Here is a 26,570-nt window from a genome sequence, read left to right as displayed (position 1 = left end):
GAAACGCCCCGTCACGCGAGGAAACAGTCGCCGCGCGCAGCGGGCCCTGCGTCCGTTACCGCAGAGCGCCGACCGAGGCCAGCGCCATCCGGATGAGGGAGCCGCGGCCGCCCTCCATCTCGGCGGCGAGCGTATCGGACGCCGCCTCCTCGGGCGGCATCCACGTCACCTCGAGCGCGTCCTGGCGCGGCTCGCACGTGCCCGTGACCGGCACGACGAACGCGAGCGACACCGCGTGCTGCCGGTCGTCGTGGAACGCCGTCACACCGGGAATCGGGAAGTACTCCGCGACCGTGAACGGCGTGGGCTGCGGCGGCAGCAGCGGGAACGCCATCGGCCCGAGGTCGTTCTCGAGGTGGCGGAAGAGGGCGTCGCGCACGGTCTCGCCGTACCGCACGCGGCCGGAGACGATGGTGCGCTTGAGGTCGCCCATGCTCGTCGAGCGCAGCAGGATGCCGACGTCGGTCACCTGGCCCACGCCATCCGTGCGCACCGGGACCGCCTCGACGTACAGCATCGGCAGCCGGCGGCGGACGGACTCGAGCTCGAACTCGCTCAGCCATCCGGGGTTCGACGACCCGCCCGGCACCGCTCCGATGCCGCTGGCACCCAGGTCGGATGGCAGCCGCGGCTCGTCGGGGAGCTCTTCGGGATCGGGGTCAGGCGTGCGGACCGGCATGCGTCCTTTCTACCCCCTCCCCCACGGAATCCCCGCACGGCGGGGCGGGCCGGGGCGGATGTCCGCGGTGTGCGCCACGATGGAGGCATGGAAGCGACGCCTCCCCTGGACGATGCCGCCGTGCGCTGGTCGGGCCCCCGCGATGGGCGCCCCGTGGTCGTGCTGCTGCACGGATACGGCGCCGACGAGCGCGACCTCTTCGCCCTCGCGGGGCAGCTGCCCGACGCCTTCGTCTACGCCGCCGTGCGCGCGCCGCTCGGCATGCCCTGGCCGCAGCCGGGGTACGCCTGGTATCCGATCGAGGGGCTCGAGAGCCGCGATGCGGCGAGAACGACGGATGGCGCGCGCCGGTTCCTGGAGTGGCTCGCGCAGGCGGTCGGCGGAGACCCGACCGTGGGACTGATCGGCTTCTCGCAGGGCGGCGCCATCGCGCTGCAGGCGATGCGACTCGCACCCGAGCGGTTCGCGTTCTGCGCCAACCTCTCCGGGTACGCGACGCCGGGCGAGCTCGAGGGCGACGCGTCGCTCGCCGAGCGCCGTCCGCCCGTGTTCTGGGGCCGCGGCACGCTCGACACCGTGATCCCCGAGGCGCTCGTCGTGCACACGACCGACTGGCTGCCGCGGCATGCCGATCTCGTGGGGCGGATCTACCCGGGGCTCGGGCACGCGGTGGCGCCCGGCGAGCTCGACGACCTGTCGATGTTCCTGCTGAAGCACGCGGAGGTGAAGAGCCCGCCGGGTGCTGTCCAGCGGGTGCCTCCGATCGACACCCGGATCGGTGGCGAGCAGTCATGAGGACCCGCGGGGTGCTGGCACAGCTGAACGACGTGAACAGCGTCGCGAACGGGCTCGTCTCGACGGCGCTCACGGCAGGACTCACGCTCATCGACCCGCGCAGGCTCACGGTCGGGCGGCGCGCCGCCTACCGGGGCGTGGTCGCCGTGCTCACGGCATGGGTCACCTGGACCGCGCTCCGCAGCGACGAGGTCACCGTCCCACCCGCCGCGCGCGCCGGGATCGTCACCGGTGCGGCGGGTGCGGTGCTCGGGTTCGCGGAGCTCGGCGAGGCCCTGGACGCGCGCCTGCATGACGGCCTCGCCCGGGCGGGCGCGGCTCGCCCTCGGCTGTGGCTCGCGGCGGCGGCTGCCGTGCTGTCGCTCGTGTCCTGGTGGGGCGGGCGGACCGCCGACCGGAAGCGGGCGGGCGGTCTCGAGGAGCTCTGACCGCGGGCATCCTCGATCGACGGCCGGGCCAGGCGTTGGGCCGTCCTCCCTCTTCCGGGTCGAGGCGACTCCTCTTCCGCGACCGCGGCCATCCGGGTACAGTGGTCGGCGTCCTGTTCCCGAGGTCTGGAGAAGCCGTTGAAGCTGATCGACGCTCACGCGCTCACGCGCTGAACCGTCGACGCTCGCCGCTTCCCCTCGGAGCATTCCGGCCGGTCTGATCGCAGGCCCGCCGCGAGCCGCCCGCCGTCATCGGCGCGCGTCCGGTGTCAGTGCATTCCCACTCGCACACCGGAGGCACTCATGCCCGCGCTCACTTTCGATCACCTGTTCTTCACCTGGCCCGACGGCTCGGCCGCGCTGTCCGACGTCAGCGGCACATTCGGCGCCGGCCGCACCGGCCTCGTCGGCCGCAACGGATCCGGCAAGTCCACGCTGCTGCGCCTGGCGGCCGGCGAACTCACGCCGACCGCCGGATACATCGCGCGCGACGGCGACGTCGCCTACCTGCCGCAGCGGCTCACGCTCGACGTCGACCGCCCCGTGGCCGACCTGCTCGGCGTCGGCCGCGCGCTCGCCGCGCTGCGCGCCATCGAGTCCGGCGACGTCGACCCCGCGCACTTCGACGCCGTCGGCGACGACTGGGACGTCGAGGCCCGCGCGCACGTCGCGCTCGCCGACGCGGGCCTCCCGCCCGACGCGCTCGACCGCACCGTCGGCACGCTCTCCGGCGGCGAGGCGGTGCTCGTGGCGATCGCGGGCATCCGACTGCGGTCGGCGTCGATCACGCTGCTCGACGAGCCGACGAACAACCTCGACCATGACGCGCGGCTGCGCCTGCACCACATGGTGCGGACGTGGCGCGGTGCCCTCGTGGTCGTCTCGCACGACCTCGCGCTGCTGGAGCTGATGGACGACACCGCCGAGCTCTACGGCAGCGAGCTGTCGGTGTTCGGCGGGGCGTACTCGCGGTGGCGGGCGTGGCTCGACGGCGAGCAGGAGGCCGCCGCGCAGGCCGAGCGCGACGCGGACAGGGCACTCAAGAAGGAGAAGCGCCAGCGCGTGGAGGCCGAGGTGAAGCTCGCTCGGCGCGCCCGCACGGCCCGGAAGGCCGAGGCCGAGAAGCGCGTGCCGAAGATCGTCGCGCACGGCCGGCGGATGGCCGCGGAGGTGTCGGCCGGACGCCTCAGCACCGAGATGCGCGAGAAGGAGTCCGCCGCTCGTGAGGCTCGGGATGCCGCCGGGAGCCGCCTCCGCGAGGACGACACGGTGCGGATCGACCTGCCGGACCCGGGCGTCTCGTCCGGGCGCCGGATCGCGACGCTCCGCAGCGGCGAGCGCGCGTGGGTCATGCAGGGTGCCGAGCGCGTGGCCCTCATCGGCCCGAACGGATCCGGGAAGTCGACGCTGCTGCGATCGCTGCTCGGAGACGGGGACGGGCGTGCCGCCACGCTCGAGCCCGCCGCGGTCCGGCAGTGCGGAACTGCGGATATGAGCCCGCTTTCGCCCACATCGGCACCACCGAGCGGCGGGCCTCGGCTTCGGCAGTGCGGAAGTGGCGATATGAGCGCTCTATCCCGCACTTCGGCACCACCGAACGAGGCGCCGGTCGCCGAGCTCCACGTCGAGCACGTCGGCTACCTCCCGCAGCGGGTCGACGGGCTCGACGAGGACGCGACCGTGCTCGAGGCCGCGCGGGCAGCCGCGCCGCATACGCCGGATCGCGAGCTGCGCAACCGGCTCGCGCGGTTCCTCCTGCGCGGCGCGACGGTCGACCGCCCCGTGCGGACTCTCTCCGGGGGCGAGCGCTTCCGCGTCGCCCTGGCCCGCCTGCTGCTCGCCGACCCGCCGCCGCAGCTGCTCATCCTCGACGAGCCGACGAACAACCTCGACATCGACACCGCCGAGCAGCTGCTCGAGGCGCTGCGGGCGTATCGGGGTGCCGTGCTCGTCGTGAGTCACGACGAGGCGTTCCTCGCCCGGCTCGCACCGGACCTCGTGCTCGAGCTGCGCGACGGCGCGCTGTCGGAGCGCGTGCCCGGGTAAGGAGCGGGGCACCTCGCCCCGCACTGCCCGGCCGTCCGGGAGGAGATGTGCACTCGGGGGGAGGGAATCTCCACACCCTCTCCTCCCGAATGCACATCTCCTCCCCGATGCCGACCGAAACCAGCTTCGAACCCAGCCGCGAACCCGCTGCCATCCGAGCCGGATGTCGGTGGTGCGCGAGAGGATGGTCACGTGGACGTCCTGGACCGATTCGGAGAGGCGACGCGGGAGTGGTTCCGCGGCGCATTCGCCGCACCTACCGACGCCCAGCGCGGCGCGTGGGACGCGATCTCGAAGGGGCGGCACGCGCTCGTCGTGGCGCCCACCGGATCCGGCAAGACCCTGTCCGCGTTCCTCTGGGCCATCGACCAGGTGTTCCGCGAGAAGACGCAGGACGACGGCGAGCGCACCCGCATCCTCTACATCTCGCCGCTCAAGGCCCTGGGCGTCGACGTCGAGCGCAACCTGCGCTCGCCGCTCGTGGGCATCAACCAGGCCGCGCGCCGGCTCGGCGTCGCCGCACCGGATGTGAGCGTCGGCGTCCGCTCCGGCGACACCCCGTCATCCGACCGTCAGCGCCTCGTCCGCCACCCGCCGGACGTGCTCATCACGACGCCCGAGTCGCTCTACCTCATGCTCACGAGCCAGGCCCGCGAGACGCTGCGCGGCGTGCGCACGGTCATCGTCGACGAGGTGCACGCGGTCGCCGCCACCAAGCGCGGTGCCCACCTCGCGGTCAGCCTCGAGCGCCTCGACGACCTCCTCGACGAGCCCGCGCAGCGCATCGGGCTCTCCGCGACCGTCCGCCCCATCGACGAGGTCGCGCGCTTCCTCGGCGGCTCCGCGCCCGTCGAGATCGTCGCGCCGAAGGCGTCGAAGACGTTCGAGCTCACCGTGACGGTGCCGATCGACGACATGCAGAACCCGCCGCCCGTCGGCCCCGCGGCTCCCCCGCCGACCGACGGCGACGCGGATGGCGAGGGCTGGTTCCTCCCCGAGACGACCGAGATCACAGGGTCGATCTGGCCGCACGTCGAGGAGGCCATCGTCGACCGGGTCCTCGAACGCCGCTCCACGATCGTGTTCGCGAACTCCCGCCGGCTCGCCGAGCGCCTCACCGGCCGCCTCAACGAGATCTACGCCGAGCGGCTGGGGATGGCCCCGCCCGAGCCGTCCATCCCCGCCGCGATGATGGCGCAGGCCGCGCACACGGCGGGTGCCGAGCCCGTGCTCGCCAAGGCGCACCACGGCTCGGTCTCGAAGGACCAGCGCGCGATCGTGGAGGAGGAGTTGAAGTCGGGCGTCCTCCGGTGCGTGGTCGCGACAAGCAGCCTCGAGCTCGGCATCGACATGGGCGCCGTCGATCTCGTCATCCAGGTCGAGGCACCGCCGAGCGCCGCCAGCGGCCTGCAGCGCGTGGGCCGAGCGGGGCACCAGGTCGGCGAGATCAGCCGCGCCGCGCTCTTCCCCAAGCACCGCGGCGACGTGCTGCACACCGCCATCGTCACCGAGCGGATGCTGCACGGGCAGATCGAGGCGATCGCCGTGCCGCAGAACCCGCTCGACATCCTCGCGCAGCAGACCGTGGCGGCATCCGCGCTCGGCGAGATCGAGGTCGAGCGCTGGTACGAGACGGTGCGCCGCAGCGCCCCGTTCCGCACCCTCCCTCGCAGCGCGTTCGAGGCGACGCTCGACCTGCTCGCCGGCCGCTACCCCTCCGACGAGTTCGCCGAGCTGCGCCCGCGCCTCGTCTGGGACCGCGACGCCGGCACGCTCACCGGCCGCCCCGGCTCGCAGCGACTCGCCGTCACGAGCGGCGGGACCATCCCCGACCGCGGTCTCTTCGGCGTCTTCGTCGCCGGCGAGACGGCGAACGCGCGCGTCGGCGAGCTCGACGAGGAGATGGTCTACGAGTCACGGGTCAACGATGTCTTCACGCTCGGCACGACGAGCTGGCGCATCGTCGAGATCACGCACGACCGCGTCAACGTGCTGCCCGCCTTCGGCCAGCCGGGCAAGGTGCCGTTCTGGCACGGGGATGGCCTGGGTCGCCCTGCCGAGCTCGGGGAGGCGCTGGGCAGGTTCTCGCGCGAGCTCACGAGCGGCGCCTCGGAGAAGGCGGAGCAGCGGCTCATCGACGCCGGCCTGGATGAGAAGGCGCGTGCGAACCTCGTCGCCTACCTCTCCGAGCAGCGCGAGTCCACCGGCACGCTGCCGACCGACCGGACCCTCACCGTCGAGCGCGGGCGCGACGAGGTCGGCGACTGGCGCATCATCCTGCATTCCCCCTACGGCATGCACGTGCACTCGCCGTGGGCGCTGGCCGTCAACGCGCGCATCCGCGAGCGACTGGGCGTCGAGGGGTCGGCGGTCGCGAGCGATGACGGCATCATCGCGCGCATCCCTGACACCGAGGCCGAGCCGCCCGGCGCCGAACTGTTCGTCTTCGACCCCGACGAGCTCGAGCAGATCGTCACCGACGAGGTCGGCGGGTCGGCCCTGTTCGCCTCGCGCTTCCGCGAGTGCGCGGCGCGTGCGCTCCTCATGCCGCGCCTCAACCCCGGCAAGCGCATGCCCCTGTGGCAGCAGCGCCAGCGGTCGGCCGCCCTCCTCGAAGTCGCCAAGCGCCATCCGACCTTCCCGATCATCCTCGAGACGCTGCGCGAGGTCCTCCAGGACGTCTACGATCTTCCCGCCCTCCTCCGCGTCGCGCGCGGCATCGGCGAGCGCCGCATTCGTCTCGTCGAGACCGAGCCCTCGCAGCCATCGCCCTTCGCGCGCGAGCTGCTCTTCGGCTACGTGGGCGCCTTCATGTACGAGGGCGACTCGCCCCTCGCCGAGCGCCGCGCGGCCGCGCTCTCCGTCGACCCCGCGCTCCTCGGCGAGCTGCTGGGCAAGGTCGAGATGCGCGAGCTCCTCGATCCCGATGTCCTCGCCCAGTACGAGCGCGAAGTCCAGCGACTCGACCCCGGCCGTCACGCTCGCGGGCTCGAGGGCGTCGCCGACCTCCTCCGCGTCCTCGGTCCGCTGAGCGTCGCCGAGGTGGCCGAACGCCTCGAGGCGCCGGATGGCGCGAGCGGCACCGGGCGCGACGCCGCGGCTCTCGAGGTAGCGGCATCCGCTCACCTGACCGCCCTCGTCGACGCGCGCCGCGCGATCCGAGTCTCGTTGGCCGGAGCCGACCGGTTCGCCGCGATCGAGGATGCCGGTCGCCTGCGCGACGCCCTCGGCACCGCACTCCCCGTCGGGGTGCCGGTGGCGTTCCTGGAGCCGCTCGCCGATCCGCTCGCCGATCTCGTGTCGCGCTACGCCCGCACGCACGGGCCGTTCACCACCGAGGCCGTCGCGACGCGGCTCGGCATCGGCGCGGCCGTCGCCCGGCACACGCTGCAGCGCCTCGAGGCGCAGGGGCGGCTCTCCAGCGGCTTCTTCCTCCCCGAGCGCGACGGCATGCCGCTGTCAGACGAGGTGGAGTGGTGCGACGCGGAGGCGCTGCGGCGCATCCGCATGCGCTCGCTCGCCGCGCTGCGCGGCAGCGTCGAGCCGGTGCCGCCCGACGCGTTCGCGCGCTTCCTGCCCGACTGGCAGCACGTCACGCGTCCGCTCGAGGGCATCGACGGCGTCGCGGCGGTCATCGATCAGCTCGCCGGCGTGCCGATCCCCGCGAGCGCGTGGGAGTCGCTCGTCCTCCCCTCCCGCGTGCGCGACTACACCCCGGCGATGCTCGACGAGCTGACGGCGACGGGCGAGGTCGTCTGGTCCGGCCACGGCTCACTGCCCGGGCGGGATGGCTGGGTCGCACTGCACCCCGCGGACGCCGTGCCGTTCACGGCCCCCGACCCCGAGGGCGAGCTCGCCGAGGGGTCGCTCGAGGCGCAGCTCGTCGCGGCGCTCACCGGCGGCGGCGCGTACTTCGCCAGCCAGCTGCGGGAGGCGACCGGCGCCGAGAACGAGCAGGCCGTCATCGCGGCGCTGTGGAACCTCGTCTGGTCGGGGCGCGTGACGAACGACACCTTCGCCCCGCTGCGGACGCTGCTCGGCGGGGGCTCCCAGAGCCACAAGGTCGCCCGGCGCACGCCGCGCGCGCGGATGTACCGCGGCGTGACGCTGCGGCCGACGGCGATGGCCGCGCCGCCCCGCCCACCCGCGCTGGGCGGGCGCTGGTCGCTGCTCCCCGTCCCCGAGCCCGACGCCGCCGTCCGCGCCACGGCGAGCGCGTCACTCCTCCTCGACCGGTACGGCGTCGTCACGCGCGGCTCGGTGCAGGGCGAGCAGGTGCCGGGCGGCTTCGCGCAGGCGTACCGCATCCTCGCCGGGTTCGAGCAGGCCGGGCACTGCCGGCGCGGCTACCTCATCGAGCAGCTGGGCGCCGCGCAGTTCGCAGCCTCCGCCACCATCGACCGCCTGCGGCAGTTCGCGTCCGTGCCGGACCCCGCGCCCCTGCGCGCCCTCACGCTCGCCGCGACCGACCCCGCCAACCCCTACGGGGCGGCTCTCGGATGGCCCGCACTCGAGCAGGTGAAGCATCGTCCCGGACGCAAGGCGGGCGGCCTCGTCGTGCTCATCGACGGCGAGCTCGTCCTGTACCTCGAGCGCGGCGGCCGGACGGTGCTGCAGTTCGTCGACGACGAGGAGCGTCTCGCCGCCGCGTGCGCGGACCTCGTCGCCACCGCCCGTGCTCGACGCCTGGAGACGCTGACGGTGGAGCAGGTCAACGGCGAGTTCGTCTTCGGCACCGCCCTCGGCCGCGCGCTGCGGGCAGCGGGCTTCGTCGAGACGACGAAGGGCCTCACCCTGCGCAAGGAGCGGGGCTGACATGCCCGAGGGCGATACCGTCCACCGCGCCGCACGCCGGCTGAACACGGCGCTCGCCGGTCGCGTCGTCACGCGCTTCGATCTCCGGGTGTCGCAGGCGGCGACCGCTGACCTCCGCGGTGAGACCGTGCACGACGTCATCGCGCGCGGCAAGCATCTCCTGCACCGCATCGGCGACTACACCCTCCACACGCACCTGCGCATGGAGGGCGAGTGGCACGTGTACGTCGACGGCGCGCGCTGGCGCCGCCCGGCGTACCAGGCGCGGGCGATCGTCGCCGCCGAGCGGGTGGAGGCGGTCGGCTTCGAGCTCGGCGTCGTCGAGCTGCTGCGCACGCGCGACGAGGAGCAGGCCGTCGGCTACCTCGGTCCCGATCCCCTCGGGCCCGACTGGAATCCGGACGAGGCCGCGCGACGCCTCGCCGCAGACACGCGCGCGGCGCACGTGGCGCTCCTGGATCAGCGGAACGTCGCCGGGTTCGGCACGGTCTTCGTGAACGAGATCCTGTTCCTCCGCGGCGTGCTGCCCACGCGCCCGATGGCGGAGGTGGACACGGCGGCGCTCGTCGCGCTGGGGGCGCGGACCATCCGCCGCAACGTCGAGGAGCGGAAGCGCACCTTCACCGGCGACGCGCGCCCAGGCCAGGGGATGTGGGTCTACGGACGCGAGCGCAAGCCCTGCCGGCGCTGCGGCACGCTCATCCGGATGACCCATCTCGGCGCGGACCCGACGAAGGAGCGGCTCGCGTTCTGGTGTCCGGTCTGCCAGAGCTGACCCGTCCGCACCGAGGCGCACCGGCACTCGCCCCGAGACAGAACGACGGCCCCGGCGGTGCCGGGGCCGTCGAGGCTTCATGCTGCGAGCAGGAAGCCCTTGCGGTCGGTGGTGACAGCCATGCCGTCGCGGATGGTCTCGTCGTCGCCGACGCGGGATCCGGGTGCGACACGCGCGCCCTCCCCCACGTTGGTGCGGACTCCGATGTGAGCGCTCGCGCCGATCATCGCGCCGGGGCCGATGTGCGCTCCGGCTTCGATCGTCGCCTTCGGCCCGATGAGCGCGTTGGAGTCGATCCACGCGCCGCTCGCGACGCGCGCTCCCGCGGAGATCCGCGCCCCCGGTTCGACATAAGCGCCCGCTTCCACACGCGCGTCGGGATGGACCTTCGCACCGGTGGCGATCAGTCCACGTCCGTTCACATGCTTGCGATAGCGCAGCTGCTCGCCGTGGTCATTCTCGATGTCGATGTAGTTCTTACCCACGATGCCCTTCTGCGGCCCCGGGCGAGGCCGGACACCTGAGACAACGCATCACCCCGGGAAGGTATTCCCGTGAATGAACAATCTCGCTGCCGCTCGGTGTCCCCGTCTCGACGGAGGCGTTCTGGTTGTTATCGGCGGTTTCGGTTGGGCGGATCGCCCGCGGGCGCCCGCGCGCGTAGGCTGACGGGATGGCGCACCGCAAGGCATCTGCACCCCGCGGTGGGGGCCCGCGGCAGCCGCGGAAGACGACGCGCAGCACGACCCCGAGACGCGCGGACGTCAAGCGTCCCGCTCCCGGACCCGTCGAGCAGCCGCGCACCTTCCGCCTGGGCGTGATCCCGGGCGCGACGCCGGGCCGCTGGGTGGATCGCTGGCACGAGCGGAAGCCGCACGTGCAGCTCGAGCTCGTGCCGCTCGTCGTCGCCGAGCAGCGCGCCGCTCTCGACGAGGGCCGCGTCGACGCCGCGATCGTGCGCCGTCCGCTCGAGGAAGACGGGCTCCATGTCATCGCGATGTACGACGAGGTGCCCGTCGTGGTCGTCTCGAGCGACTCCGACCTCACGGTCGTCGACGAGCTCGAGGCGCCGGAGCTCGCGGGGTCGGTGCTCATCGTGCCGAAGGACGACGTCCTCGGGCCGCTCGCCCTGCCCGGCACCATCCCGCCCGTGTTCGATGCGCCGGAGACCACCGAAGACGCGATCGCCACGGTCGCCACCGGCGTGGGCGTCACCGTCGTGCCCATGTCGCTCGCCCGGCTGCATCACCGGCGGGACGTCACGTACCGCCCGCTCGTCGGCGGCCCGGTCGCCCCAGTCGCCTTCGCGTGGCTGCGTGAGCACGACTCCGAGGATGTGCAGGACTTCGTGGGCATCCTCCGCGGTCGGACGGCGAACTCCTCGCGCTGACGCGTTCATGCGCGCCGCGCTCCCCGGGTCAGGCGGAACACGACGGCAGCGACGAGCACGACGACGGCCACCGCGACCGCCGTGCCGCCGATGGCCGCGCTCGCGGGCTCCTCCGACAGGCGCCCCACCGCCAGCCACGAGAGCCCCCACGCGAGTGCGAGAGCCGGTGCCAGCCGGCCGCGTCCCCGCCATCCGAGGGCGACACCGATCAGCGCGACGACCGCGAGCACGGCGATGCCGAACACCGCCGCGGCGTCGGCCCAGTCGGCGGGCGCCGTCTGCGTGAGCCAGGCAGCGGTGTTCGCCACCGTCGCGAGCGTGACCCAGCCGAGGTGCAGGCCGGTGACGCCGTCGATGAGCACCGCCGAGGCGACGCCGTCGCCCGGCGCGCGCACGGCGGCCCGGAAGGTCACGGCGAGCACGGCGGCGAGGGCGAAGATGACCGCCACGGTGGCGGGGAGATTCAGGAACTGCGCCGCGAGCAGCCAGCAGCCGTTGAGCACCTCAGAAGCGGCGATCCACCACCCGATCGCACGCTGCCGGCTCCTCGCGCGCTGGCCCGGCAGCGCCTGCCAGATCGCGTACAGCACCAGGCCGACGTAGATCGGAGTCCAGATGGAGAAGGCGGGACGGGCCGGGGCGAGATAGGAGGCGTCGGCGTCGAGCGCGCCGCCTTGAAGGTCCTGCACCGCCGTTCCGCCGAAGAGACCCACGCCGACCATGGCCGCGACGAGCATGAAGCAGGTGGCGGAGATCACGGCGACCTGCCGCAGGATGTCCCGCCCTCCGGTCTGCCGCGTGGTGTCCATGCGCCCACGCTAACTTCGGCGCGGGCGCGGAATCCGGGGCTTGACAGACACCGGCGGCGAGATCGCTAGCCGCTCAGGAGCTCGATCTGCTCCGCGAGATACGGCGCGAGCGGCCGCAGGAAGCCCGCCGGCGACCACCTCACCATCAGAACACCGTCCTGCCAGGAGAGCGGGCCGTCCGCCTCGCCGCGGGCGACCGCGTCGACCTCGATGGGCGTCCAGTCGAGGTGCAGCGTCTCGCCCTCCGCGAAGCCGCCGCGGAACGCCGCGGCCCGCACCTCGGCGCGCTGCCGCTGCGACTCCGCCGCGTAGCCGCGTCGCACCTCCTCGGCCGCGCGCAGGATGGTCCCGGTCGCGAGGAGCGCGTTGTCCGTGAGCAGGAGCACGCCCAGGTGCCACGCCTCGCCGACCCGAACGACGCGGGGCCGCCCGCCGAGCGCGCCGCGCAGGCGGCCCGGGCGACGCAGCTCGCCGAGGCCCTCGCGCGGCCGAGCGGCCAGGCGCGAGCGCGCGTCGGCCAGCAGCCCGTGCAGATCGTCCACGGGCCCACCCTACGGCCCGCGGCTACGCCGGGGTCGGGCTCTCGTCGTCCGAGCGCGCCAGCAGCTGCAGCGGAGCGATCGGCGCCGGGCGCTCGCCGTGCAGCTCGCGGTGGAGCCGCTCCATCCGGTCGTCGAGCTCGGCGGCGGTGAGCGCGGCGTCCCGCAGGCTGTCGGTGAGGCGGGCGGGCACCTGACTGGCGTACTTGTAGTAGATCTTGTGCTCGAGGCTCGCCCAGAAGTCCATGGCGATCGTGCGGAACTGCACCTCGACGGGCACCGGCACCGTCCCCGTCGAGAGGAACACGGGCACCTCCACGATCGCATGCAGGCTCTTGTAGCCGTTGGGCTTCGGGTGCGCGATGTAGTCCTTGACCTGGACGACGGTCACGTCGTCCTGGCCCGCGAGCAGATGGAACAGCCGGTACGCGTCGGTGACGAAGCTGCAGGTGACGCGGACGCCCGCGATGTCGAGAAGCTGCGAGCGGATGGCCTCGATCGTCGGCTCGATCCCCTTGCGGTCGGCCTTCTCGGCGATGCTGTCGAGCGTCTTGAGGCGGCTGGAGACGTGCTCGATCGGGTTGTAGGAGTGCTGCTGCTCGAAGTCCTCGCGCAGGATGGAGAGCTTCGTCTCGATCTCGCGCATGCCGAAGCGGTATTCGTTGAGGAACCGTTGCATCTCGTCGCGCATGGCGCGCGCCTGCTCGAGCATGTCGTCGTCGACGGGGATCGAGCTCATGCCCTCACGCTAGGAGAACGCGCTATGGGGATCCTGTGAGGGCGGCGCTTCCGGGCTACTGTGAGCGCCATGGGCACTCTCCACTATGGCGCGGCTGCCACGGCGGTACACATCGAGGACCGCGCACTGGCGCACCTGAAGGTCGTCATCATCAGCAAGCTCCGCCGCGGCGAGAGCTTCTCCGTCTCGTGGAGCCACGCGCACGGGCGCAGCACGCTGTGGGTGCATCCGGCGATCCCGCTGCGGTTCGTCTTCGAGACCGAGGAGGCGCCGGCCCTCAACCGCGCGTGGCTCGAGGAGCTGGCTCAGTCGGCCAACGCCCTCGGCGGGATCACCCTCGTGAAGGAGCAGGTGGAGGACGACGAGACGGAATGATTCTTCCGACGATCGTCGGAGACGCGCCTCGAATCGTCCGCGTGTCGGGTCAGACCGGGTCGGCCGCGGGTGCCTCGACGGGCTCCGTCGGCTCGGGCATGATCGTGAGACCGGAGGGGCCGCTGGCCGCCTTCATGAGCTCGTCGAGCCACAGGCGGTTCAGGCGCGGTGAGCGCCCGCCGGAGAACTGGAACTGGAGGGGGACCGCCGGGTGCAGCCAGAAGCTGCGGCGTCCGGTGCCCTCGCCGAGCGAGGCGTCGAACATGAAGGGCTCAGAGCGACGGAGCTTGTTCATGACGACGATGCGCAGGTGCGCAAGCGTGCGATCATCGAGTTCGACCGAGTCGCCGCCGAGTCCGTAGATGAATTTGCCCACGGGCAGAGCTTAGCCGCAATACACGCCGAACAGGTGTAGCGGAGAGGCCATCTCGTCACGTCACGTCACCGAAGAGCGCCGCGTCTCCATGAACTGCTTGAACCGCTCGAGGTCCTGCTCCGCCTGCCGGGGGTCCACCCCCACCGACGCCCCGAACGACTCCAGCATCCCCTCGGGCTCCCACTCCATCCGCAGGGTCACATGCGTGCCCTCGCCCGCTTCCGCGAGTTCGACGAGCCCCCGATGGAAGACGCCGTCGGTGCTCTGCCATTCGATGCGACGTTCGGGAGTCTGCTCGACGATGTCGGCGTAGAACTCCTCGGTGAAGCCGTCGAGGTTCACCGCCCAGCGCGATCGGACCCGGTCGATCGGAAGCACCGACCACACCGCCCCGAGGTACTCGGGAAAGCTCTCCACCTGCGTCCACTGCTGATAGACCTCGCCGATGGGCGCGTCGACCTCGATCTCGGCAACGAGCGACGTGACCATGGCGATCTTCCTTCCCGCGGGTCTCGACGAGTCGACCCCGCCTGCGCCAACGGTAGGCAGGCCTTCCTCCGGAGTACACGGGTTGACGGACGGAACGTCACCCTGTAACCGCATGGGTGCGCGATGCCTACTCTCCGGGCCGCAGGTCCGTCAAGACCCGGGCGCCAGCGGGACGGCCCCGCCTAGCCTGGCGGCATGTCCGCGAAGCCTCGCTCCGCATCCGACGACGACGAGACCGTCGGCATGCGCGTCATGTTCTGGTCCTGGGCCGCGATCGTCGGCGTCGGCCTCGCGGTGATGATCGTCCTGCCACTCGCGGGACGCTGAGCCGGGCCGGTCCTCATGCGCGCGTTCATCCGAGACAACGCCCTCTCGCTGCTCTTCCTCGGCATCTTCCTCGCGACGCTCGTCGCGCAGGCCTTCGTCGGGCACGCCGACAACAACGAGGAGCTGCTCCGCCACGGCCGGCCGGAGGTCTCCCTCGGCGAGTTCGTGACGTCATCCGCGTTCGTGGTGGATGTCGCGGAGAACTGGCAGAGCGAGTTCCTGCAGTTCTTCGTCTTCATCCTCGCCACGGTGTGGCTCGTGCAGCGGGGATCGCCCGAGTCCAAGCAGCCCGATGACGAGGGTCGCGGCGACGACGAGGATCAGCTGGCCGGCCGCTACGCCCGCCCCGATTCGCCGCGATGGGCGCGGGCGAGCGGATGGCGGCGCTCGCTCTACGGGAACTCCCTCCTCATCTGGATGGGTGCGATCTTCGCCCTGTCGTGGTTCGCGCAGTCCCTGGCCGGACTCGTGGTCGCGAACGACGAGGCGGCTCACCACGGCGAGGCGCCGCAGACGTGGCTGGACTACGTCGCCAGCCCCGAGTTCTGGAATCGCACCCTGCAGAACTGGCAGTCCGAGTTCCTCGCGGTGGGCTGCATGATCGCGTTCTCGATCTACCTCCGCCAGCGCGGCTCGGCGGAGTCGAAGCCCCTCGGGCTGCCTCACTCGGAGACGTCGGTCGAATCCGACTGAGCGCCGCTCGCGGAATGCGCTCGGAGGCGGTCTGAGAGGATGGCCGGATGACCGCGACCCTCGTGGCCGGCGGTCTCGCCGGCGGATACGGCCACCGCACGCTCTTCTCATCGGTGGACCTCACCGTCTCCCCGGGCGACGTGGTGGGCGTCGTCGGCGCCAACGGCGCCGGCAAGTCCACCCTCCTGCGCATCCTCGGCGGCGTGCTCGAGCCGCAGGACGGCACGGTCTCGCTCGCGCCATCCGATGCGTTCGTGGGCTACCTGCCGCAGGAGCACGAGCGCGTCGCCGGCGAGAGCGTCGCCGCCTACATCGCGCGCCGGACCGGGTGCGCCGCGGCGAGCGCCGACCTCGACGGCGCCGCGGCCGCCCTCGCCGACCCCTCGCTCGCACCGGCGGGAGTGGCCGCCGACGACCTCTACGCGCGGGCCCTCGACCGGTGGCTCGCGAGCGGTGCCGCCGACCTCGAGGAGCGCATCCCCGCGGTGCTCGCCGACCTCGGCCTCGACCTCGACGCCGCGGGCGCCCAGGAGACGATGATGACGTCGCTGTCGGGCGGGCAGGCGGCTCGCGTGGGACTCGCCGCGCTGCTGCTGTCGCGGTTCGACATCGCGCTCCTCGACGAGCCCACCAACGACCTCGACCTCGACGGGCTCGAGCGCCTGGAGTCGTTCGTCCGGGGGGTGCGCGGCGGCGTCGTGCTCGTGAGCCACGACCGCGAGTTCCTCGCACGCTGCGTCACCCGCGTGCTGGAGCTCGACCTCGCGCAGTCGTCCAACCGCGTCTACGGCGGCGGCTACGAGGCGTACCTCGAAGAGCGCGCGACCGCACGGCGGCACGCGCGCGAGGCGTACGACGAGTTCGCCGACAAGAAGGCCGACCTCGTGTCCCGCGCGCGCACCCAGCGCGAATGGTCGAGCCAGGGTGTGCGCAATGCGATGCGGAAGTCTCCCGACAGCGACAAGATCCGCCGGAGGGCCGCGACCGAGTCGTCGGAGAAGCAGGCGCAGAAGGTGCGGCAGATGGAGAGCCGCATCGCGCGCCTCGACGAGGTCGAGGAGCCCCGCAAGGAGTGGCAGCTGCAGTTCACGATCGGCGCCGCTCCGCGCTCGAGCACGGTCGTGTCCACGCTGTCGGGCGCCGTCGTCCGCCAGGGCGGCTTCACCCTCGGGCCGGTCTCGCTGCAGGTGAACGTCGGCGACCGCATCGGGATCACAGGGCCGAACGGCGCCGGCAAGTCCACCCTCCTCGCGGTTCTCCTCGGGCGCCGCACGCCCGACGAGGGCACCTCGAGCCTCGGGGCCAGCGTGCGCATCGGCGAGATCGACCAGGCGCGCTCGCTGCTCGTGGGCGACGAGCCGCTCGCACGGCGATTCGAGGAGATCGTGCCCGAGCTGCCGCCGGCCGAGGTGCGCACGCTGCTGGCGAAGTTCGGCCTCAAGGCCGAGCACGTGGGGCGGCCCGTGGGCGAGCTCTCCCCCGGCGAGCGCACCCGCGCGGGCCTCGCGGTGCTGCAGGCCACGGGTGTGAACCTCCTCGTGCTCGACGAGCCGACGAACCACCTCGACGTCGTCGCGATCGAGCAGCTGGAGCAGGCGCTGGAGAGCTACGAGGGCACCCTGCTTCTGGTCACGCACGACCGCCGCATGCTGGAGAACGTGCGCATCGAGCGGCGCTGGAGCGTCGAGGCGGGCAGCGTCCGCGAGCTCTGACGGCGACGGTCGAGCGCTTCTGTCAAGCGCCTCCCGAGCAGTCCCGCGCAGTCCTACCTTCGGCCCCATCAGGCCGTCGGGAGGACCTCCCGGTGACCCTCTCGAAAGGAGCAGGTCATGCGCACACCAGGGCACCGCCATCCGCTCGCCATCACGACCGCCGTGGGCGCGGCGTCGCTGCTGGCCCTCACGGGCTGCGCGGTCGGCACCGGCGGCGGCGACGACTCCGGCACCGAGTACTCCTCCGACACGACGCTCGAGGGCGAGCTGTCGGTCATGGGGTTCTCGGGGGTCGACGAGGTCGCCACCACCCGGATGGACTTCGCGAAGCAGGAGCTCGGCGACGGCGTCGAGGTGAAGCTCACCGAGGGCGAGCTCGACCTCCAGCAGTTCCTCTCGGCCGCCGCGACCGGCGATCCGCCCGATCTCATCTACGCCAACCGCGACCAGATCGGGTCGCTCGCCGCGCGCGGCGCGATCCTGCCGCTCGACCGCTGCTACGAGGGCGAGGGCATCGACGCCGACGCGTTCGTGGCGGCCGCGCTCGCGCAGGTGACCCTGAACGACGAGGTCTACGGGGTGCCGGAGTTCAACGTGGTGCAGGTGACCATGGCGAACGCCGATCTGCTGGATGGCGCGGGGCTCTCCATCGAGGACGTCAACGGGTCGGACTGGGACGCGATGTCGGCCGCGAACGAGGCCCTCACCCGCAGCGACGGCGGGTCGCTCGCCGTCATCGGCGTGGACAGCAAGCTGCCGGAGTTCTTCCCGCTGTGGGCGCGGATGAATGGCGCGGATCTCCTCAGCGAGGACGGGCGCGAGGCGCACCTGGACGACCCGGCGGCGGTGGAGGCGCTGGAATGGGCCGTCGGCATCTACGACGCGCAGGGCGGTTTCGGCGACGTGAAGGCGCTGCGCGACTCCGCCGACTTCTTCGGCGAAGGCAACCAGTTCGCCAGCGGCGTCCTCGGCGCGATGCCGATGGAGCAGTGGTACGTGAACGTCCTCAACGACGTCTCCCCCGACGCGCCGCTCGAATTCGACACCGTCCGCGACCACGACGGAGAGCCGATCGCCTACGCGTCGGGCTCGGCCTGGGCCATCCCGTCGGGCGCCGAGAACCCGCAGGCCGCATGCCGATGGGCGCGCGCGATGACCTCCCTCGACGCGTGGCTCGCCGCGGCTCAGGCGCGCCTCGACCTGCGCGAGGAGGAGGGCAAGCCGTTCACGGGCATCCTCACCGGCAACGCCGAGGCCGACGAGCAGATCCACGACATGACCACCTCGGGCGGGGAGCCCTGGGACAGCGGCATCGCCGCCGTGTACGAGGCCAACGAGCACACGTTCTCGCTGCCGGCGAACCCCGCCGATGCGGAGTTCGAGGCCGCTATGAACGACGCGATCAACGACGTGCTCTCCGGCGACGCCGAGGCCGCCGACGCCCTCGCCCAGGCGCAGGAGACCGCGCAGCAGGCGCTCGACGACGCGTGGGCCACGGTCGAGGAGGGGTCGTGAAGCGGCGCGACACGCGCGCGGCCCTCCTCTTCCTCAGTCCCTGGATCGTCGGCTTCGCCGTCTTCACCGCCTGGCCCATCCTCTACAGCGGGTACCTCTCGCTGACGGACTACGACGTCATCAACGACCCCTCGTTCGTCGGCTTCGACAACTACGCCAGGCTGTTCTCGGACCCGAAGGTGGCGCTCGCGCTCGGCAACACCCTGTTCTTCACGGCGGTGCAGGTGCCGGCGTACGTGCTCGTGTCGCTCGCACTGGCGGTGCTGCTGCAGCGGGCGGGGCGGGCCTCGGGGTTCTTCCGGACCGTCTTCTTCCTGCCGAAGATGACTCCGCCGGTCGCCGTGGGCATCCTCTTCCTGCTCCTGTTCAACGGTCAGAGCGGCCTTTTCAACGCGGCCCTGGGGGTCGTCGGCATCGACGGCCCCTCGTGGACCACCGACGGATCCTGGGTGAAGCCGGGCCTCGTCATCATGAGCCTGTGGACCGTGGGCTCGTCGGTGCTCATCCTGCTCGCCGCTCTCCGCGGCGTGCCCGAGGAGCTGTACGACTCGGCGGAGATCGACGGCGCGGGATCCTGGCGGCGCCTGACGAGCGTGACGCTGCCGATGATCAGCCCCGCGCTGTTCTTCGTCGTCGTCGTGAACACGATCGCGGGCCTGCAGACCTTCGACGAGGCCTACACGGCGTTCTTCGGCGCGGGAAACACCACCTACGCGAACGACGCCGCGCTGTTCTACGTCATCTACCTCTTCCAGCAGGCGTTCGAGTTCCTGCACATGGGGTACGCCTCGGCGATGGCGTGGCTGCTCTTCCTCATCGTGATGATCGTCACCGCCATCCAGATGGTCGTCTCGCGCCGGCTCGTGCACTACGAGGGGGCGTCGCGATGAGCGCCGACCTGGAGGTCGTCCCACCCGCGGCGACTCCCGCGCCCCAGCCGCCCACCATCCGCCCGTCGAAGCGGCGCCGGACGTCGCCCCGGCGTCGGCTCGTGCACTACGCGATCGGCATCGCGCTCGTCGCCGCCGGCGTCGTGTTCGCGTACCCCTTCGTGTGGCTCATCAGCGCCTCGTTCAAGCCGCGCGGGGAGGTGTTCGACAACCGGCTCATCCCCAAGACCTTCACGTGGGACAACTATGTCCAGGTCTGGCAGGAGGCGCCGCTCGCGCTCTGGCTGTTGAACACCGCGATCGTCACGGTGCTCGCGGCCGGCGCGGTGACCATCTCCAGCGCGATGGTGGCGTGGGGCTTCTCGTACTACCGGTTCCGCGGCCGCGGCGTGCTGTTCGCGCTCGTCCTGGGCTCGATGATGCTGCCGGGTGCGGTCACCATGATCCCCACGTTCCTCATCTGGAACGCGTTCGGGCAGGTGGGCACGCTCACCCCGATGTGGGCGCACAACCTCTTCGGCAGCGCGTTCTACATCTTCCTGCTGCGCCAGTTCATGCTGGCGCTGCCGCGCGACCTGTTCGACGCGGCCCGCGTCGACGGCGCCAACGCGTGGCAGCTGTTCTGGCGCATCGCCCTGCCGCTGTCGCGCCCCGCGATCGCGGTGACGCTGGTGTTCGAGGTGCAGGCGGTGTGGACCGACCTCATGCGCTCGCTCATCTACCTCCGCGACGCGTCGACCTTCACCATCCCCCGCGGACTCAAGGCCCTCGTCGACGCGTTCGGATTCGGCGGCGAGTGGCACTGGGAGATCCTCGTGACCGCCAGCGTCATCACGACGCTGCCGATGATCGTGCTGTTCTTCGTCGCGCAGCGGCACATCGTCGAGGGGGTGGTCGCCGGCGGCGTGAAGGGCTGAGACGCCTCCCTTCCCGATGTCGGATGGCCCGGGTAGCGTCGGGAGGAGAGCGCCGGCAGGCGCGGACGGGAGGGACGATGGACGTCTCCGGCGGATCGGCGATCGTGACGGGAGGCGCGTCGGGGCTCGGCCTCGCCACCGCCCGCGAGCTGGCGGGCGCGGGCGCGCACGTCGTCATCGTGGACCTTCCCCACGCCCCGGGCGAGGTGGCGGCAGGGCACATCCACGGCTCGTTCGCCCCCGCCGACGTGACGGATGGCCCCGCCATCGATCGCGCGCTGGACATCGCGGAGGAGCACGGTCCGCTGCACGCGGTTGTGCACTGCGCGGGCCGGATCTCGCCCGTCCGTCTCGTGGAGCGCGACGGCTCCGCGGGGTCGCTCGAGACCTTCGAGGAGGTCGTGCGCGTGAACCTCGTCGGCACGTTCAACGTGCTGCGCCTCGCGGCCGCGCGGATGGCGACGAACGACCCGCAGGACGGCGAGCGCGGCGTCTGCGTGCTCACCGCATCGGTCGCCGCATTCGAGGGTCAGATCGGCCAGATCCCCTACACCGCGTCGAAGGCGGGCGTCGTCGGGATGACCCTGGTGGCGGCCCGCGACCTCGCCTCGAAGCTCATCCGCGTCGTCACCATCGCGCCCGGCACGTTCGAGACTCCGATGCTGGCCACGCTGCCCGAGGACGTCCGCGCGTCGCTCGCGGCGGCTGTCCCGCACCCCGCCCGCCTCGGCCATCCGGAGGAGTTCGCGGCGCTCGCCGCGCACATCGTGGCGAACCCCATGCTCAACGGCGAGACCATCCGACTGGACGGGGCCATCCGCATGCCGCCGCGCTGAGGGCTGTGCCTACACTGACGAGATCCCCATCCCCCTTCGGAAGGCCCGCGATGACCGTCGTCCACCCCGTCCGCACGTATCGCAGCGATGAGCCGCTTCCCCGGGAAGCGCAGCTGGCGTGGAAGATCGCGGAGGTCGCCGCCGACCCGGTCGCGGTGGAGCACGACGTCGTGGACATGGTCATCAACCGGGTCATCGACAACGCGGCAGTGGCGGCGGCGTCGCTCACGCGCGGACCGGTCGTCTCCGCGCGCGCGCAGGCGCTGGACCACCCCGTCTCCCGCGGCGGCGCCGGGGCGACGGTGTTCGGGTGCCCGCTCGAGACGCGCACAAGTCCGGAGTGGGCGGCGTGGGCGAATGGCGTGGCGGTGCGCGAGCTGGACTACCACGACACGTTCCTCGCGGCGGAGTACTCGCATCCGGGTGACAACATCCCGCCAATCCTCGCCGTGGCGCAGCACGTCGGGGCGGATGGCGCGGCCCTCGTCCGCGGGATCGCGACCGGGTACGAGATCCAGATGGATCTCGTGCGGGCGATCAGCCTGCACAGGCACAAGATCGACCACGTGGCGCACCTCGGGCCGTCCGCCGCGGCCGGCATCGGCACGCTCCTCGGGCTGGCCCCGGAGGTGATCTTCCAGGCCGTCGCGCAGGCGCTGCACACGACCACCGCGACGCGGCAGTCGCGCAAGGGCGAGATCTCGACGTGGAAGGCGCACGCGCCGGCGTTCGCGGGGAAGATGGCGGTCGAGGCCGTCGACCGTGCGCTGCGGGGGCAGACGTCGCCGTCGCCGATCTACGAGGGCGAAGACGGCGTCATCGCCTGGCTGCTCGACGGCCCGGAGGGCCGGTACGAGGTGCCGCTGCCCGCGCCCGGGGAGCCCAAGCGCGCGATCCTCGACTCGTACACGAAGGAGCACTCCGCGGAATACCAGGCACAGGCGTGGATCGACCTCGCGCGCCGACTGGGAGCTGCGCATCCGGAGCTGCGCGACCCCGCGAACGTCCGCTCGATCGTGCTGCACACGTCGCACCACACGCACGTCGTGATCGGGTCGGGGTCGGGCGACCCGCAGAAGTACGACCCCACCGCCTCGCGCGAGACGCTGGACCACTCGATCCCGTACATCTTCACCGTCGCGCTGCAGGACGGCGGCTGGCACCACGTGCATTCCTACGCTCCTGACCGTGCCGCGCGCCCGGACACCGTCGCGCTGTGGCAGAAGGTCACCACCGCGCTGGATGACGAGTGGACGCGCCGCTACCACTCGGAGGACCCGGACGAGAAGGCGTTCGGCGGCCGGGTGGAGATCACCCTGGCCGACGGCACCACCGTCGTCGACGAGATCGCCGTCGCCGACGCGCACCCGCTCGGGGCGCGCCCCTTCACCCGGCCGGACTACATCGCGAAGTTCCGCCTCCTCGCCGAGCCCGTGCTGGAGGCGGAGGAGATCGACCGCTTCCTCGACCTCGCCGAGCGGCTGCCCACGCTGACGGCGACGGAGGTGCGCGAGCTCTCGATCGTGGCGCGCCAGGGCGTGCTCGACGCGACCCCGCTCCCGAAGGGCCTGTTCTGATGTCGCCTCGGACGTCGAACGAGCGAAGCGAGACGGGCACGCAACCGCCCCGGGCGTTGAGCGAGGGAAGCGAGACGAGACGACGCAACCCGCCCTCGACAACGGCCCACCGCGTTTCGTCTCGGTCGCTGGCGCTCCCTCGCTCAACGTCCGAGACGGGGATGCAACCACCCCGGACGTTGAGCGAGCGAAGCGAGACGAAATCCGGACCCTCCGTCCGGACGTTGAGCGAGCGAAGCGAGACGAAACGACGCAACCCGCCCCCGACAACGACCCACCGCGTTTCGTCTCGGTCGCTGGCGCTCCCTCGCTCAACGTCCGAGACGGGGATGCAACCACCCCGGACGTTGAGCGAGCCAAGCGAGACGAAACGCCGCAACCCGCCCTCGACAACGACCCACCGCGTTTCGTCTCGGTCGCTGGCGCTCCCTCGCTCAACGTCCGGAGGGGGAACGCGGGCGCTCCCTCGCTCGACGTCCGAGAACCCCATGACCTCCGACACCTCCGGGAGCCGCTGATGCTGTACGCCACGACCCCCGCGCACGAGAAGCGTCGCCTCTTCCGCGAGCGGCTCGCATCGGGCGAGCTCCTCCGCTTCCCCGGCGCGTTCAATCCGCTGTCGGCCCGCCTCATCGAGCGCAAGGGCTTCGACGGGGTCTACATCTCCGGCGCCGTCCTCTCCGCCGACCTCGGGCTCCCCGACATCGGCCTGACGACGCTCACCGAGGTCGCACAGCGCGCGGGCCAGATCGCGCGGATGACCGAGCTGCCGGCCATCGTCGACGCCGACACGGGGTTCGGCGAGCCGATGAACGTCGCCCGCACGGTGCAGACGCTCGAGGACGCGGGCCTCGCCGGCATGCACGTCGAGGACCAGGTCAACCCGAAGCGCTGCGGACATCTCGACGGCAAGGAGGTCGTCGACGAGCCCACCGCGTTGAAGCGCGTGCGGGCCGCGGTCGACGCGCGTCGTGACGAGAACTTCCTCATCATGGCGCGCACGGACATCCGCGCCGTCGCCGGGCTCGATGCCGCGATCGACCGTGCGAGGGCGCTCGTCGACGCAGGCGCCGACGCGATCTTCCCCGAGGCCATGCGCGATCTGTCGGAGTTCGCGGCCGTCGCCGCAGCCCTCGACGTGCCGGTGCTGGCGAACATGACGGAGTTCGGCAAGAGCGAGCTGTTCACGGTCGACGCCCTCCGCGACGCCGGCGTCCGCATGGTGATCTGGCCCGTCTCGCTGCTGCGGATGGCCATGGGCGCGGCCGAGCGCGCGCTCGACACCCTGACCGACGAGGGGAACCTCGTCTCGCAGCTCGACGCCATGCAGCATCGCGCCGACCTCTACGACCTCATCGACTACCAGGGGTACAGCCGGTTCGACGCCGGCGTCTACGACTTCACGATCACGAAGGAGTGAGCATGACCGAGGACATCCGGAAGGGGCTCGTGGGGGTCGTCGTCGACGAGACGGCGATCTCGAAGGTCGACCCGGAGAGCAACAGCCTGCTGTACCGCGGCTATCCGGTGCAGGAGCTCGCGGCCATGCAGCCGTTCGAAGCCGTCGCGCACCTGCTATGGCATGGCGAGCTGCCGAGCACCGACGAGCTGACCGAGCTGCGCGCCGAGGAGCGTCGTCATCGCGCGCTCGCCGACGAGGTGAAGGCCGTCATCGATCTGCTCCCGACCTCCGGGCACCCGATGGACGAGGTCCGGACGGCCGTCAGCGCACTCGGCGCGCGGGAGCTGGGCGGCGTGAGCGCGGTCGACGCGGGCGGAACGCCCGAGGAGAACGCGGCTCGGGCCATCCGTCTCTTCGCCGCTCTCCCTGCCATCGTCGCGTACGGCCAGCGGCGGCGGCGCGGCCTCGAGGCCGTCGCGCCGCGCGACGACCTCGACTACGCGGCGAACCTGCTGTGGATGACCTTCGGCGAGGAGTTCGACCCGGTCGTCGTCGACGCCTTCAACCGGTCGATGATCCTGTACGCGGAGCACTCGTTCAACGCGTCGACGTTCACCGCGCGCGTGGTGACCTCCACGCTCAGCGACCTCTACTCGGCGGTCACCGCGGCGATCGGCGCGCTGAAGGGGCCGCTGCACGGCGGCGCGAACGAGGCGGTGCTGGACATCTTCGAGGAGATCGGCGATGCCTCGCGGGTGTCCGCCTGGCTCGATGAAGCCCTGACCGCCAAGCGCAAGATCATGGGCTTCGGGCACCGCGTGTACAAGCGCGGCGACTCGCGGGTGCCGACCATGCGCACGGCGCTGGAGACGCTCGCCGAGCACTACGACCGGCCCGACGTGCTCGAGCTGTACACGACGCTCGAGGACGAGTTCGTGAGACGCAAGGGCATCTACCCGAACCTCGATTACCCGTCGGGCCCGGCGTACAGCCTCATCGGCTTCGACACGCTCACCTTCACGCCGCTGTTCGTCGCGGCGCGAGTGACGGGATGGACCGCGCACATCATGGAGCAAGCGGCGTCGAACGCGCTCATCCGGCCGCTGTCGGCGTACGTCGGCCCGGACGAGCGCCATGTCGAGGGGTACGTGCCCGACGAGACCGACCGGGAGATCGCCGAGCGCCCGGAGGAGTCGGCCTGACGAAGCGGGCCGCGACGAGGAGGTTCGGATGGCCGAGCGGATCGTGATCGTGTCGGGCGCTCGCACGCCCGTGGGCTCGTTCGCGGGCGTCTTCCGCGACATCGACGCGCACGAGCTCGGCGCGGTGGCGGTGCGCGAGGCGCTCGCTCGGGCCGCCGTGGACTCCGCCGGTGTCGGCGAGGTCGTCATGGGCTGCGTCGCGCAGTACGGGCCCGACGCGTACAACGCGCGTCGCGTCGCGCTGGCGGCGGGGCTCGGGGCGCACGTGCCCGCGCTCACCGTGAACCGGCTCTGCGGCTCGGGAGTCCAGGCCATCTGGTCGGGCGCGCAGGAACTGCTGTGGGGCGACGTCGACGTCGTGGTCGCGGGCGGCGACGAGAGCATGTCGCGCACCCCCTTCCTCTCCTACGATCTGCGCGGCAACAAGCGCTTCGGCGACCGCTCCCTGCAGGACGGGACCCTCGCCATCCTCAGCGACCCGTTCAGCGGCCGGCACATGGGGACGACCGCCGAGAACGTCGCGGCGCGGTACGGCGTCTCGCGTGCGGAGCAGGACGCGTTCGCACTCGAGAGCCAGCGCCGCGCGGCGACCCACGCCGCGCGCGCCGCCTTCGCCGAGGAGATCACGCCGGTGATCGTCGGGGACGCTTCCGTGACGGTCGACCAGCATCCGCGCCCGGACACGACGCTCGACGCCCTCGCCCGCCTGCGCCCGGTCTTCCAGGAGGACGGCACGGTCACCGCCGGCAACGCGTCGGGCATCAACGACGGCGCCGCCGCGACGGTGCTCATGCGCGAATCGGATGTCCGCGCTCGCGGAATCGCCGGGCTCGCGACGATCGAGGCGGTCACGACCGCGGGGATCGACCCCGCGTTCATGGGCTACGCGCCCGTCATCGCGCTGCAGCGGCTCTGGGATCGCACGGGGCTCGGTCCCTCCGACGTCGACCTGTTCGAGGTGAACGAGGCGTTCGCCGCCCAGGCGGTCGCCGTCGTTCGCGACGGCGGGCTCGACCCCGCCCGCACGAACCCCTACGGCGGCGCGATCGCGCTCGGACATCCGGTGGGCGCGACCGGCGCCATCCTCACCGTGCGCGCCGCGCTCGATCTGCAGCGACGCGACCTCGAGTACGCGGTCGTGACGCTGTGCATCGGCGGCGGCCAGGCGATCGCGGCGCTCCTCCGCCGCTGTGACGGCTGACTCTGCACCGTCGCTCCGAGACAGCGTGTCCCGCACGCGGTCT

Annotated in this window: 25 protein-coding genes; 18 read left to right on the top strand and 7 right to left on the bottom strand. The window is 72.0% G+C overall.

The features are described from left to right. Positions 1–55 precede the first annotated feature (55 nt). Entirely contained in the window at positions 56–679 is a 624-nt protein-coding gene (locus QWJ90_RS05585) for an NUDIX hydrolase family protein (RefSeq protein WP_156242125.1), read from the bottom strand. Between the two features lie 87 nt (positions 680–766). Here QWJ90_RS05585 and QWJ90_RS05580 point away from each other — a divergent pair, with 87 nt between their 5' ends. The 5 genes from QWJ90_RS05580 to QWJ90_RS05560 all read left to right on the top strand — a co-directional run bounded on the left by QWJ90_RS05580 (position 767) and on the right by QWJ90_RS05560 (position 9,538). Next, positions 767–1,474 (top strand): alpha/beta hydrolase, encoded by a 708-nt coding sequence (locus QWJ90_RS05580; protein ID WP_290106698.1) that lies wholly within the window; start codon positions 767–769, stop codon positions 1,472–1,474. An 11-nt stretch (positions 1,475–1,485) separates the two neighbouring features. Continuing rightward, positions 1,486–1,902 carry a hypothetical protein gene (locus QWJ90_RS05575; protein ID WP_290106697.1) on the top strand — a complete coding sequence of 139 codons (417 nt, stop codon included), beginning with the start codon at positions 1,486–1,488 and terminating at the stop codon, positions 1,900–1,902. Between the two features lie 303 nt (positions 1,903–2,205). After that, entirely contained in the window at positions 2,206–3,948 is a 1,743-nt protein-coding gene (locus tag QWJ90_RS05570) for an ABC-F family ATP-binding cassette domain-containing protein (RefSeq protein ID WP_290106696.1), read from the top strand. Between the two features lie 192 nt (positions 3,949–4,140). Beyond that, positions 4,141–8,763 carry an ATP-dependent helicase gene (locus tag QWJ90_RS05565; protein ID WP_290106695.1) on the top strand — a complete coding sequence of 1,541 codons (4,623 nt, stop codon included), beginning with the start codon at positions 4,141–4,143 and terminating at the stop codon, positions 8,761–8,763. Position 8,764: 1 nt separating this feature from the next. After that, complete coding sequence (locus QWJ90_RS05560) at positions 8,765–9,538, top strand: DNA-formamidopyrimidine glycosylase family protein (protein WP_290106694.1); 774 nt, start codon at positions 8,765–8,767, stop codon at positions 9,536–9,538. Positions 9,539–9,615: 77 nt separating this feature from the next. Here the strand turns inward: QWJ90_RS05560 and QWJ90_RS05555 are convergent, their stop codons facing one another. After that, positions 9,616–10,023: a transferase gene (locus tag QWJ90_RS05555; RefSeq protein WP_290106693.1), complete on the bottom strand. Its 408-nt coding sequence runs from the start codon at positions 10,021–10,023 to the stop codon at positions 9,616–9,618. Positions 10,024–10,211: 188 nt separating this feature from the next. On the opposite strand from QWJ90_RS05555, the gene QWJ90_RS05550 reads away from it, so the two are divergent. Then, positions 10,212–10,928, top strand: a complete 717-nt coding sequence (locus tag QWJ90_RS05550) for a LysR substrate-binding domain-containing protein (RefSeq protein WP_290106692.1) — start codon at positions 10,212–10,214, stop codon at positions 10,926–10,928. A 5-nt stretch (positions 10,929–10,933) separates the two neighbouring features. Here QWJ90_RS05550 and QWJ90_RS05545 read toward each other — a convergent pair whose 3' ends face one another. The 3 genes from QWJ90_RS05545 to QWJ90_RS05535 form a co-directional block, all read right to left on the bottom strand. Further along, positions 10,934–11,737 (bottom strand): tryptophan-rich sensory protein, encoded by an 804-nt coding sequence (locus tag QWJ90_RS05545; protein WP_290106691.1) that lies wholly within the window; start codon positions 11,735–11,737, stop codon positions 10,934–10,936. 65 nt (positions 11,738–11,802) lie between these two features. Continuing rightward, positions 11,803–12,279 (bottom strand): glutaminase, encoded by a 477-nt coding sequence (locus tag QWJ90_RS05540; protein ID WP_290106690.1) that lies wholly within the window; start codon positions 12,277–12,279, stop codon positions 11,803–11,805. A 22-nt stretch (positions 12,280–12,301) separates the two neighbouring features. After that, on the bottom strand, positions 12,302–13,015 hold the full coding sequence (locus tag QWJ90_RS05535; RefSeq protein ID WP_290106689.1) for a GTP pyrophosphokinase: 714 nt from the start codon (positions 13,013–13,015) through the stop codon (positions 12,302–12,304). 69 nt (positions 13,016–13,084) lie between these two features. On the opposite strand from QWJ90_RS05535, the gene QWJ90_RS05530 reads away from it, so the two are divergent. Beyond that, entirely contained in the window at positions 13,085–13,390 is a 306-nt protein-coding gene (locus tag QWJ90_RS05530) for a DUF7882 family protein (protein WP_290106688.1), read from the top strand. A 49-nt stretch (positions 13,391–13,439) separates the two neighbouring features. On the opposite strand, the gene QWJ90_RS05525 is transcribed toward QWJ90_RS05530, so the two are convergent. Further along, positions 13,440–13,766, bottom strand: coding sequence for a DUF7882 family protein (locus QWJ90_RS05525; protein ID WP_156242138.1), 327 nt, complete (start codon positions 13,764–13,766; stop codon positions 13,440–13,442). A 60-nt stretch (positions 13,767–13,826) separates the two neighbouring features. Then, the gene (locus QWJ90_RS05520; RefSeq protein WP_290106687.1) at positions 13,827–14,255 is read right to left on the bottom strand and encodes an SRPBCC family protein; all 429 of its coding nucleotides are present in this window, start codon (positions 14,253–14,255) and stop codon (positions 13,827–13,829) included. 195 nt (positions 14,256–14,450) lie between these two features. On the opposite strand from QWJ90_RS05520, the gene QWJ90_RS05515 reads away from it, so the two are divergent. From QWJ90_RS05515 to QWJ90_RS05465, 11 genes are all read left to right on the top strand, one after another. Then, entirely contained in the window at positions 14,451–14,582 is a 132-nt protein-coding gene (locus QWJ90_RS05515; protein ID WP_290106686.1) for a hypothetical protein, read from the top strand. A gap of 15 nt (positions 14,583–14,597) precedes the next feature. After that, a complete protein-coding gene (locus QWJ90_RS05510; protein WP_290106685.1) occupies positions 14,598–15,275 on the top strand; it encodes a DUF6766 family protein in 678 nt (225 codons plus the stop codon). A gap of 47 nt (positions 15,276–15,322) precedes the next feature. Then, positions 15,323–16,987: an ABC-F family ATP-binding cassette domain-containing protein gene (locus QWJ90_RS05505; RefSeq protein ID WP_290106684.1), complete on the top strand. Its 1,665-nt coding sequence runs from the start codon at positions 15,323–15,325 to the stop codon at positions 16,985–16,987. 117 nt (positions 16,988–17,104) lie between these two features. Further along, a complete protein-coding gene (locus QWJ90_RS05500) occupies positions 17,105–18,502 on the top strand; it encodes an ABC transporter substrate-binding protein (RefSeq protein ID WP_290106683.1) in 1,398 nt (465 codons plus the stop codon). Next, positions 18,499–19,392 carry a carbohydrate ABC transporter permease gene (locus tag QWJ90_RS05495; RefSeq protein ID WP_290106682.1) on the top strand — a complete coding sequence of 298 codons (894 nt, stop codon included), beginning with the start codon at positions 18,499–18,501 and terminating at the stop codon, positions 19,390–19,392. The genes QWJ90_RS05500 and QWJ90_RS05495 overlap by 4 nt, the downstream gene beginning before the upstream one ends. Next, positions 19,389–20,309 (top strand): carbohydrate ABC transporter permease, encoded by a 921-nt coding sequence (locus tag QWJ90_RS05490; protein ID WP_290106681.1) that lies wholly within the window; start codon positions 19,389–19,391, stop codon positions 20,307–20,309. The genes QWJ90_RS05495 and QWJ90_RS05490 overlap by 4 nt, the downstream gene beginning before the upstream one ends. Before the next feature lie 77 nt (positions 20,310–20,386). Then, positions 20,387–21,145 carry an SDR family NAD(P)-dependent oxidoreductase gene (locus QWJ90_RS05485; RefSeq protein ID WP_290106680.1) on the top strand — a complete coding sequence of 253 codons (759 nt, stop codon included), beginning with the start codon at positions 20,387–20,389 and terminating at the stop codon, positions 21,143–21,145. A 50-nt stretch (positions 21,146–21,195) separates the two neighbouring features. Continuing rightward, positions 21,196–22,722, top strand: coding sequence for an MmgE/PrpD family protein (locus tag QWJ90_RS05480; RefSeq protein ID WP_290106679.1), 1,527 nt, complete (start codon positions 21,196–21,198; stop codon positions 22,720–22,722). Between the two features lie 517 nt (positions 22,723–23,239). Then, positions 23,240–24,142 carry a methylisocitrate lyase gene (gene prpB / locus QWJ90_RS05475; RefSeq protein WP_290106678.1) on the top strand — a complete coding sequence of 301 codons (903 nt, stop codon included), beginning with the start codon at positions 23,240–23,242 and terminating at the stop codon, positions 24,140–24,142. Between the two features lie 2 nt (positions 24,143–24,144). Beyond that, positions 24,145–25,326: a bifunctional 2-methylcitrate synthase/citrate synthase gene (locus tag QWJ90_RS05470; protein WP_290106677.1), complete on the top strand. Its 1,182-nt coding sequence runs from the start codon at positions 24,145–24,147 to the stop codon at positions 25,324–25,326. A gap of 28 nt (positions 25,327–25,354) precedes the next feature. After that, positions 25,355–26,527, top strand: coding sequence for a thiolase family protein (locus tag QWJ90_RS05465; protein ID WP_290106676.1), 1,173 nt, complete (start codon positions 25,355–25,357; stop codon positions 26,525–26,527). The last annotated feature ends 43 nt before the right edge of the window (positions 26,528–26,570 follow it).

The organism is Microbacterium oryzae (assembly GCF_030406385.1).
GTDB lineage: Bacteria > Actinomycetota > Actinomycetes > Actinomycetales > Microbacteriaceae > Microbacterium > Microbacterium oryzae_A.
Note: the sequence above shows the minus strand (reverse complement) of the source record. Positions and strands in the feature narration are given on the sequence as shown.

Excerpts from the sequence above, each read along its gene's own strand:
- QWJ90_RS05570 (WP_290106696.1), top strand. The coding sequence starts at position 2,206 with ATGCCCGCGCTCACTTTCGATCACCTGTTCTTCACCTGGCCCGACGGC.
- QWJ90_RS05510 (WP_290106685.1), top strand. The coding sequence starts at position 14,598 with ATGCGCGCGTTCATCCGAGACAACGCCCTCTCGCTGCTCTTCCTCGGC.
- QWJ90_RS05485 (WP_290106680.1), top strand. The coding sequence starts at position 20,387 with ATGGACGTCTCCGGCGGATCGGCGATCGTGACGGGAGGCGCGTCGGGG.
- prpB (WP_290106678.1), top strand. The coding sequence starts at position 23,240 with ATGCTGTACGCCACGACCCCCGCGCACGAGAAGCGTCGCCTCTTCCGC.
- QWJ90_RS05500 (WP_290106683.1), top strand. The coding sequence starts at position 17,105 with ATGCGCACACCAGGGCACCGCCATCCGCTCGCCATCACGACCGCCGTG.
- QWJ90_RS05530 (WP_290106688.1), top strand. The coding sequence starts at position 13,085 with ATGGGCACTCTCCACTATGGCGCGGCTGCCACGGCGGTACACATCGAG.
- QWJ90_RS05585 (WP_156242125.1), bottom strand. The coding sequence starts at position 679 with ATGCCGGTCCGCACGCCTGACCCCGATCCCGAAGAGCTCCCCGACGAG.
- QWJ90_RS05535 (WP_290106689.1), bottom strand. The coding sequence starts at position 13,015 with ATGAGCTCGATCCCCGTCGACGACGACATGCTCGAGCAGGCGCGCGCC.
- QWJ90_RS05470 (WP_290106677.1), top strand. The coding sequence starts at position 24,145 with ATGACCGAGGACATCCGGAAGGGGCTCGTGGGGGTCGTCGTCGACGAG.
- QWJ90_RS05520 (WP_290106687.1), bottom strand. The coding sequence starts at position 14,255 with ATGGTCACGTCGCTCGTTGCCGAGATCGAGGTCGACGCGCCCATCGGC.
- QWJ90_RS05560 (WP_290106694.1), top strand. The coding sequence starts at position 8,765 with ATGCCCGAGGGCGATACCGTCCACCGCGCCGCACGCCGGCTGAACACG.
- QWJ90_RS05580 (WP_290106698.1), top strand. The coding sequence starts at position 767 with ATGGAAGCGACGCCTCCCCTGGACGATGCCGCCGTGCGCTGGTCGGGC.
- QWJ90_RS05515 (WP_290106686.1), top strand. The coding sequence starts at position 14,451 with ATGTCCGCGAAGCCTCGCTCCGCATCCGACGACGACGAGACCGTCGGC.
- QWJ90_RS05505 (WP_290106684.1), top strand. The coding sequence starts at position 15,323 with ATGACCGCGACCCTCGTGGCCGGCGGTCTCGCCGGCGGATACGGCCAC.
- QWJ90_RS05465 (WP_290106676.1), top strand. The coding sequence starts at position 25,355 with ATGGCCGAGCGGATCGTGATCGTGTCGGGCGCTCGCACGCCCGTGGGC.
- QWJ90_RS05545 (WP_290106691.1), bottom strand. The coding sequence starts at position 11,737 with ATGGACACCACGCGGCAGACCGGAGGGCGGGACATCCTGCGGCAGGTC.
- QWJ90_RS05480 (WP_290106679.1), top strand. The coding sequence starts at position 21,196 with ATGACCGTCGTCCACCCCGTCCGCACGTATCGCAGCGATGAGCCGCTT.
- QWJ90_RS05550 (WP_290106692.1), top strand. The coding sequence starts at position 10,212 with ATGGCGCACCGCAAGGCATCTGCACCCCGCGGTGGGGGCCCGCGGCAG.
- QWJ90_RS05490 (WP_290106681.1), top strand. The coding sequence starts at position 19,389 with ATGAGCGCCGACCTGGAGGTCGTCCCACCCGCGGCGACTCCCGCGCCC.